The sequence below is a fragment of the Streptomyces sp. SID3343 genome (assembly GCF_009865215.1).
In the GTDB taxonomy this organism is placed as follows: Bacteria; Actinomycetota; Actinomycetes; order Streptomycetales; family Streptomycetaceae; genus Embleya.
The window spans coordinates 1-8,604 of sequence record NZ_WWJX01000847.1 but is presented as its reverse complement, the minus strand read 5'-3'; the positions used below and the strand labels follow the sequence as shown (position 1 = coordinate 8,604).

Annotated in this window: 6 protein-coding genes; 1 reads left to right on the top strand and 5 read right to left on the bottom strand. The window is 72.0% G+C overall.

Annotated features, from left to right (window positions below; all coding sequences use genetic code 11):
- The coding region (locus GT354_RS26395; RefSeq protein ID WP_346012183.1) for an MFS transporter at nt 1-1,528 on the top strand (1,528 nt) is incomplete at its 5' end.
- 17 nt (nt 1,529-1,545) lie between these two features.
- Here the strand turns inward: GT354_RS26395 and GT354_RS26390 are convergent.
- From GT354_RS26390 to GT354_RS26370, 5 genes are all read right to left on the bottom strand, one after another.
- A complete protein-coding gene (locus GT354_RS26390; RefSeq protein ID WP_161358870.1) occupies nt 1,546-1,983 on the bottom strand; it encodes a DUF6314 family protein in 438 nt (145 codons plus the stop codon).
- Between the two features lie 187 nt (nt 1,984-2,170).
- On the bottom strand, nt 2,171-3,499 hold the full coding sequence (locus tag GT354_RS26385) for a serine hydrolase (RefSeq protein ID WP_161358869.1): 1,329 nt from the start codon (nt 3,497-3,499) through the stop codon (nt 2,171-2,173).
- Nucleotides 3,500-3,705: 206 nt separating this feature from the next.
- Nucleotides 3,706-4,971 carry an aspartate kinase gene (locus GT354_RS26380; protein WP_161358868.1) on the bottom strand — a complete coding sequence of 422 codons (1,266 nt, stop codon included), beginning with the start codon at nt 4,969-4,971 and terminating at the stop codon, nt 3,706-3,708.
- Nucleotides 4,972-5,062: 91 nt separating this feature from the next.
- Nucleotides 5,063-6,424, bottom strand: coding sequence for a diaminobutyrate--2-oxoglutarate transaminase family protein (locus GT354_RS26375; protein WP_161358867.1), 1,362 nt, complete (start codon nt 6,422-6,424; stop codon nt 5,063-5,065).
- A 59-nt stretch (nt 6,425-6,483) separates the two neighbouring features.
- Nucleotides 6,484-8,604: Pls/PosA family non-ribosomal peptide synthetase (locus tag GT354_RS26370; protein WP_346012182.1), on the bottom strand; the 2,121-nt coding region annotated here is incomplete at its 5' end.

Below are 8,604 nucleotides of genomic sequence, written 5' to 3'. Positions count from 1 at the left end.
GCCATGCCCGGAGGCCGCCTTGCCCGTCCCCACATCCGCATCCGCAACCGCGTCCGAGGTCCACCCCGCGACGCCGCGCCGCCGAGGCGGCCCGGGCGCGCTGACCTTCGCCCTGTGTCTGTGCGTCACGTTGGTCGTCGGCATGGTGTCCGCGGTCAACCTGGCCATCCCCGACCTGTCGGCCGGCAGCCTGCACCCCTCCGGGGCGGCGGTGCTGTGGGTGGTGGACGGCTACGTGGTCGCGTTCGCGTGCCTGCTGATCCCCGCCGGCGCGCTCGCCGACCGCAGGGGCCGCAAGGGCACGCTCATGTGCGGTCTGGGCATCTTCGTCCTCGGCTCCGCCGTCTGCGCGTGGGCACCGCACGTCGGCCTCCTGATCGCCGGACGCGTGATCAGCGGGGTCGGTGCCGCGGCCGTACTGCCCACCACCCTGGCCCTGTTGGTCGAGGGGCTGCCCGACGGGCGGCGCCGCAAGGCCATCGCGGTCTGGGCGTCGATGACCGGCCTCGCGGCCGTGCTGGGCAACGTGGGCGGCGGCGCGGCCATCGAGTACGGCACGTGGCGCACGCTCTTCGTGTGCCTGATCCCGCTCGCCGGCTGCGCCCTGCTGCTGGTCGCCGTGGTCGTGCCCGCGGGCGCCCGCTTGTCGAGGCCGCTCGATCCGGTCGGCGGTGTCCTGCTCGCGGCCGGATTCCTGGCGCTGCTCTACGGGATCGTCAGCGGCCCGCAGTCCGGTTGGGCCGGGCCGACGGTCCTGGGCGCCGGCGGCGCGGCGGTGGTCCTGCTCGCCGCCTGGGCGTGGCACCAGTCGCGGGCCGCGCACCCGCTCCTGGATCCCCGACTGCTCGCGCGCCCCGCCGTGCGGGCCGGGGCGGTGGGTATGGCGGCCCTGTTCACCGGCATGTTCGGGCTGTTCTACCTCAACGGACAGTACCTTCAGTACGCCAAGGGCTACGGGCCGTTGGGCGCGGGGCTGCGACTGCTGCCGATGGCCGCGGCCCTGCTGGCCGGACCCCGCTGCGGACTGCTCCTGGAGCGGGTCTGCGGGCGGCGCGGCACGGTCGTGGTGGGCATGTTCGTCCTGGCCGGCGGGCTCGGGACGGTCTCGTTCGCCGACGCCCGTACCCCGTACGCGCTGTACGCGCTCGGCGCCGGACTCACGGCGCTCGGCTGCGGGATCGCCACCCCGCTGCTCTCGCACGCCATGATGAGCGCGCTGCCGCCGGATCGGGCGGGCGCGGCCTCCGGACTGCAAAGCCTGGCCCGGGAGTTGGGCAGCGCACTGGGCATCGCCGTCACCGGCACCGTCACCACCGCGACCTTCGTCGCCCGACTGCCCGCGCCGCTGTCCGGCCCCGACCACCCCACGACGGTCGCCGCCGCGTGGACGCGTACGCCCGACCCGAGCCTGCACGTTGCGGTCGTCGACGCGTTCACCGACGCCATGCACGTCGCCACCCTGGTCCTCGCGTTCGGTGTCGTCGGCACCGCGCTCGTCATCGCCCGCCGGCTCCCGGCACGCGAGTGACGCGACCCGGCCGGCGGTCAGCCCGCCGGTCGGATCCGCCGGTAGACGGAGGTCAGCAATTGCGTCTTCGCCGGACCCGCCACCCGCCATCGCAGGTGCCATTCGTCGTGGGACACGACGGTGAACTCCCCGTCGTAGAGGTCCGCGGCGCAGGGATGGCGCGTACTCCAGCGGCCGGTGCGCAGGTCCAGGTCGTGAAACGGCTTGCCGTCGCCGAAGAGTACGTCGGCCGTGCCGTCGGCTCGCGGCACGAGTCGGTGGGTACGGCTCGCCGGATTGGCCACGCCGCCCCACACGAATTCACCCGACTCCAGTTCGAGCAACTCGTCGTCGACGCGCCGGAACTCCGCGGTGCCGGTGAAGGAGCCCCGGTCCCCGGTGCGTTCGTCGACCACGATGCGGTCGATGGACCAGTGGCCGGCGAGGTAGGCGGCGGCGTCGGGAACGGGACACATGCGTCCATGATCCCTCCTCCGCTCCGGCCTGGTGCAGGCCGGGTCCGATCGGCACGCTCGTCCGGGGGCCGGTCCTCCGGTCCCTGTCGAGTACCGGCCGTCGGCGGGGGATGTCCGCGCAGCCTCGCGGGACCGACGCGCGCGGCCGGGCCGCGTCGCGCGCATCGGTCCCGCGAAGGGCGGTCGGTCAGCCTGTCCTCGGGGTGGCGCGTACGCCGAAGTGCATGTACAGCGAGCCGTCCGCGAGTTCGTAGAACACCACGCTGTCCCACAGCGGGCTGTCCTTGCGGCGGCCCACGAACGTGGTCGCGTCGACGGGGACGAGCGCCAGGTCGACCGGTGGCGTGAGGTCGGCCAGGCTGTCGGTGCACTCGATGTACAGGTGCAGCCGCCCGTCGCGGACCGACACCGTGGTGCGGTTGCCCTCGCGCTTGTAGACCCCGACATAGCGATCGAGGTCGACCTCCACCGGCGTCTCGGGCGGCCCCAGCCGCGGCGGCATCTCGACGTTCACCAACGCGGCGAACAGCTCGCCGCCCAGCGCGCGTTGCAGGGCGGCGGTGTTGCCGCCGTTGGCCAGCAGGCAGACCACGGTGCCGGTGTCCGGGAGCACCCACAACATCGCGGACTGGCCGATGGTGTTGCCCGCGTGCAGGATCACCCGGTGGCCCGACCACTCGTCGACGATCCAGCCGAGGCCCCACTCCGGGGCGAGCGTGTGCGGGTTGGGCAGCCGTACCTGCGGCTCGGTCATCACCCCGGGCTCGGCGAGCAGGTCGGTCCCCAGGTGCGCCCGACCGAACGCGACCACGTCGCTCGCCCGTGCGCAGATCAGCCCGGCCGGGCCCATCGAGCGCGGCAGGCCCCACGTCGGGGTCGGCTCGCCGCCCTCCAGGTGCCCGGTGGCCGCGTTGAACCGCAGCACGTCCTCCGGCAGCGTCCACGTGTGGGTCAGGCCCAGGGGCTCGCATATCTGCTCGCGCAGCGCCGCGTCCCACGTCTTGCCGGTGAGCCGCTCGATGATCCGACCGGCGATCACGAAACCCGTGTTGCAGTACGAGAACGACTCGCCGATCGGGTGGTTCCGGGCCAGATCCGCACAGCCCTCGACGTACTTCTCCAGGCAGTCGTCACCGCGCCCGGTGTCCAGGAAAAGGTCACCGTCGATGCCGGAGGTGTGCGTCAGCAGGTGCCGGATCGTCACGGTCTTGGTCACGCCGGCGTCCGCGACCTTGAACTCGGGCAGCAGGTCGACGACCGCCGTGTCCAAGGTGAACCGACCCTGCTCGATCAAAAGCATCAGCTGGGTGGCCGTCCAGACCTTGGTCACCGAACCGATCTGGAACAGCGAGTCGGTCGTCACGGCGGTGCCGGTGGCGTTGTTCAGCACCCCGGCGGCGAACGTGTGTACCTCCCCGTCGTGCAGGAAGGCCAGGCTCGCGCCGGGCACCTTGTACTCGGCGATCAGGTCGGCGAACCGGGCGTTCCAGTGGGCGGTGTCGACGGTTGCGGCCATGGGACCTTCTTTCGCAGGTAGCGGGACGGCTAACCCGCACGCTACGCCGACCGGACGCCGCGGCTGATGGTCGTCCCGACGAATCCGAGCGCATCCCATGGTGCGATCGCACAACGGCCGAAGCCGCACGGGTGGGGCCGACCCGGACGAGGCCGGACCCGTCCGTCGACGGATCGAGGCGACCTCGCCGGGTGGCCCCGACGGCTTTAGCGGCCCGTCACCGCGTGGACCGGTGCGGCCTCGGTGGTGTCGAGGTCGAACGCGGTGTGCAACGCCCGTACCGCGTCCGCGACCTGGCCGCTGCGGCACAGCACGGAGATGCCGATCTCCGACATCGACATGATCTCGACGTTGACGCCCGCCGCCGCCAGTGTTTCGCAGAACGTCGCGGTCGCGCCGGAGCCGGCCCGCATGCCGGTGCCGATGACCGAGACCTTGCCGACGTCCGCGTCGTGACTCACCTCCTCGAAGCCGATCTCCGCGTGGGTCTCCCGAAGTGCGGCGAGCGCGACGAGGGCGCCTTCGCGGGGCAACACGAAGGTGACGTCGGTGCGTCCGCCGGCCGGTCGCACCGCGTTCTGGACGACCATGTCGATCTCGCCCCCGGCGTCGGCGACCGCCCGCACGAGTCGTCCCACCGTTCCGGGGTGGTTGGGTACGCCGGTCACGGTCACCTTCGCGCCGGACAGGTCGTGGGCGACGCCGGTGATCGTGGACTGCTCGGTGCCGAGGTGGTCGGTCGAGGCGGACACCAGGGTTCCGGGTTTGTCGCCGAAGGAGGACCGGACGTGGATGGGCACCCCGCAGCGGCGCGCGTATTCGACCGAGCGCAGGGCCAGCACCTTGCTGCCGGCGGCCGCCATCTCCTGCATCGCCTCGTAGGTGATGTGGTCGAGCAGGGCGGCGTTCGGGACGATCCTGGGATCCGCGCTGTAGACGCCGTCCACGTCCGTGTAGATCTCGCAGACGTCGGCCTTGAGCGCGGCGGCCAGGGCGATGGCCGTGGTGTCGGAACCGCCGCGCCCCAGGGTGGTGATGTCGTCGGTGTCCCGATTGAGTCCCTGGAAGCCGGCGACCAGGACGATCGCGCCGCGGTCGAGTTCGCGACGGATGCGTTGCGGCGACACCTCCACGATCTGGGCGTTGCCGTACTCCGCCGTGGTGAACACGCCGGCCTGGGGGCCGGAGAGCGAACACGCCCGCTCACCCAGGGCGCGGATCGCGATCGCGGCCAGGGCGTTGGAGATGCGTTCACCCGCCGTGCACAGCACGTCGAGCTCGCGCGGGTTGGGTAGCGGGGTGAATTGCCGGGCCAGGTCGAGCAGTTCGTCGGTGGTGTCGCCCATGGCGGACAGCACCACGACGACGTCGTGACCCTCTCGGTGGGTGGCGACCACGCGTTCGGCGACGTGTCGGATCCGGTCGGTGCCGGCCACCGAGGAGCCGCCGTATTTCTGGACGATGAGAACCATGGGGACGAGGTCTCCTCCAGGGGCCGCCCCGGGTGGGGCGGCCGGTCGGCGCCGGGTCGCCCGCGTGGCGGTCGACCCGTGCGGGGCGGATCTACGGGTGGCCGGTCTCGATCGCGTCGACGAGGATCGAGCACGCGGTGTCCACGACGTCGGCGGCGACGTTGAGCGGCGGCAGGATCCGCACCACGCAGTCGTCGCGACCGCCGCGCTCGACGATCAGGCCGCGGCGCAGCGCGCGGGTCTGGACGGCGCCGGCGAAGTCGGCGGCGGGCCGGCCGGAGTCCGGGTCGGCCAGCTCGATGCCCCACATCAGCCCCCGGCCGCGGACGTCGCGGACCCACGGGTGGGCCATCAGGGGGGTGAGACGGTCGTGGATCTGCGCGCCGCGGCGGCGCACGTTGCCCAGGACGTCGTCGCGCCGGAAGATGCGCACGGCCTCGACGCCCGCGGCGAAGGCGAGTTGGTTGCCCCGGAAGGTGCCGATGTGCGCGCCGGACGCCCACGTGTCCAGTGCCGCGTCGTACAGGATCAGCGCGATGGGTGTGCCGATGCCGCTGAGCGCCTTGGAGGCGACGACGACGTCCGGTTCGATGCCGTACTGCTCGAACGCGAACCACGTGCCGGTGCGTCCGCATCCGGTCTGCACCTCGTCGACGATCAGCGGGATGCCGAGTTCACGGGTGAGTGCGCGCAGGCGTCGGACGAAGTCCGTCGTGGCGGGCACGACACCGCCTTCGCCCTGGACCAGTTCCAGCACGACCGCGGCGGGAAGGGGGATGCCGCCGTTGCTGTCGGTCAGCGAACGCTCCAGGTAGGCGACGCAGTTCGTGCTGCACGTGTCCGGGCTCAGGTCGAGCGGGCACCTGCCGCAGTAGGAGTAGGGGAAGAAGTGGGTGCCGGGCACGCTGTTGGGGACGGGCCGCTTTTGGGACACCAGTCCGGTCAGCGCCATGGTGGCGTGGGTGCTGCCGTGGAAGCCGCCCTGGAAGGTGACGATGTCGCCGCGGCCGGTGGCGATCTTGCAGAGCTTGACCGCGGCCTCGATGGCGTTGGCTCCGGTCGGGCCGCAGAAATGTGCCTTCGTCCGGTTGCGCATGGTCACCGGCAACATGGACAACTGGGCTTCGAGGAACTCGTCCTTCACCGGGGTCGGGAAGTCGAGACCGTGGGTCAGCACCCCGAGTTGCGCGGTGACGGAGCTGACCAACTCGGGGTGGTTGTGCCCCAGCGACAGCACGCCGGCCCCGGTGAGGAAATCGATGAAGACGTTGCCGTCCACGTCGCGGACGAAGCTTCCGGCGGCCTCGGCCAAGGCGATGGGCAGGTGGCGCGGATAGGTGCGGGCGTTGGACTCGCGTCGTTCCTGGCGCGCGAGCAGTTCGGCGGAACGGGGGCCGGGAAGGTCGCAGTCGACCCGGGGTTCGGTCATGGTGCGTTGGGCGAGCGGTGCCATGAGCGTCTCCGATGGGGGTGTGGGGGCAGGGGGACACGACGGTCGGAACAGGGGAGGGGTCACGCGGGACGGGCCGGGATGCCGCGCCACCGGGAACCGTCGGGGAGGTGTTCGCCCTTCATCACGAGCGACAGGGCGTCCAGCGAGGTGCCGGCGCCGACCTGTGCGTCGTAGAGGACGACGGATCGGGTGCCGACCGAACTGCCTTCGCCGATACGGACCTTGGACATCTTCATCACGCGGTCCTCGAACAGGTGGGTCTGGAGCGACGTCACCTCCGCGACGGCCGCGTCGTCGCCGACCTCGACCAGGTCGAACTCGGTCAGGTAGGTCGTGGCGAGCCAGACCCGCCGACCGATGCGGGCGCCGAACAGACGCAGGACCGGGCCCATCAGCGGGGTGCCGGTGAGGAAGTTCAGCAGGCTCGGCACGACGAGGTTCTCGTACAGCCCGGTGATCAACTCGGTGCGGCGCACCCACATGCTCCACAGCGGCTCGACGCGGGCCCGGTAGCGGCCGATGATCAGCCACTTCAGCACCACCGCGGCCAGGGTCGAGACCACCCCGACGGCCAGGAAGAGCGCGGGGCCCAGGAGAAGAAGCACCCACGGCGGGCACGCCCGGGCGACGTGGACGGACGCGTAGAGACTGCCCAGGGCGCCCAGGGCGCCGATCGTGGCGGGCAGGGTCACCCGGAAGTACTCGACGGCCAGCCGGCCGGCGATCAGCCCCGGCGTGGGGCTGTACGTCAGCTTCGGCGGGAAGTCCGGGCTGGCCTCGCGGCTCGGCAGGAACAGCGCCGGTGAACCCAGCCAGGTCGTCTCGGGATCGGTCGGTCGGGTCGGCGCGAGGGAGTGGACGCCCAGCAGGCTGTTCTCGCCCAGTCGGCACGAGCCCGGTACGAGAGCGCCGTTGCCGACGAAGCTGCGGGCTCCGATCTCGGCCGGGGCGAGCGCGACGCGGCCGCGGTGGAACACCGCCGGGCCCACCACGCTGACGTCCGCCACGAAGCTGCCTTCGCCGATGATCAGCATCTCCGGGTCGACGAAGCTGACGGTCGCCACCTCCGACCAGCGCCCGGTGCGGGCGCCGAGCAGGCGCAGGAACGGCACCAGGTACAGGGTCGAATAGAGCGAGTGGGTCAGGGTCAGGCTGGTGGTCATCATGCCGTCGCCGATCCACTTGCGCACGCCCAGGCCGCTGCGCTCGGGGTGGATGCCGGCCCGCACGCGCGGCAGCGCCCCCCGCTTGACGACCAGGACGAGCGTGCACGTGAACACCACGACCAAGGGCCCCGCCAGAGCGGTGGAGGCGACCGCCCACCCGAAGCCGAACTGCCAGGCCACGCACCCCACGAGGGCACCGGCGGCGCCGGCGACGAGTAGCGGAACCAGGGCGAGCAGCACGGCCCCCGCGCCGAATCCCACCAACACCCGCACGGTCCAAGGTCGTTGGTCGTCCGCAGCCGCCATGGCCGCCAACAGCGGCGGTACGGCGTCCTGGCGGGCCACCGGCGAGCCGGCCCAGTGCTCGTCGGAGGGCACCACGTGGTCCGCGGGCACCAGCGACTGTTCGCCGACGGAGGCCCGATCGCCGATCACGGCGCCCGCCAGCACCACGCTGTTGGTGCCCACGAAGCTGCCGGAGCCGATCCGGATCGGCGCCAGACGCAGCCAACCGTCCGCGACCACGTACGGTTGCAGGCGCACGCCGTAACCGATGCCGACGTCCTCGCCGATCTCCACGAACGCGGGCAGCCCGACGACCGCCGACAGGTGGCAGCCCCGGCCGATCCGGGCGCCGAGCAGCCGCAGCCACGGAGCCAGCAGCGGCGAACCGGTGAGGAACGCGAGCGGGCTGAAGGCGAGCACCTTGCCGTACAGCCAAAACCGCAGGTAGGTCACGCCCCACAGGGGATACCACCCGGGTCGGACCCCGAGCATCAACAGTCGGCCGACGAGCAGGGACAGCACCAGGCTCCCGACCAGCCAGCCGACCTCCAGGAGGACGAACCCGGTCAGGTTCATCCGGGTGAGGCGATCGAGGACACCGCCCGCGCCGGGCCGATGCACCGGCAGGTGCCAGACGGCGAACAGCCGGTAGAGCAGGACCACGGCGGGCAGGGCGAACAGGAGCAGCCACGCGTACAGGCCGACGAACTGCGCGACGCCGCACGCGAA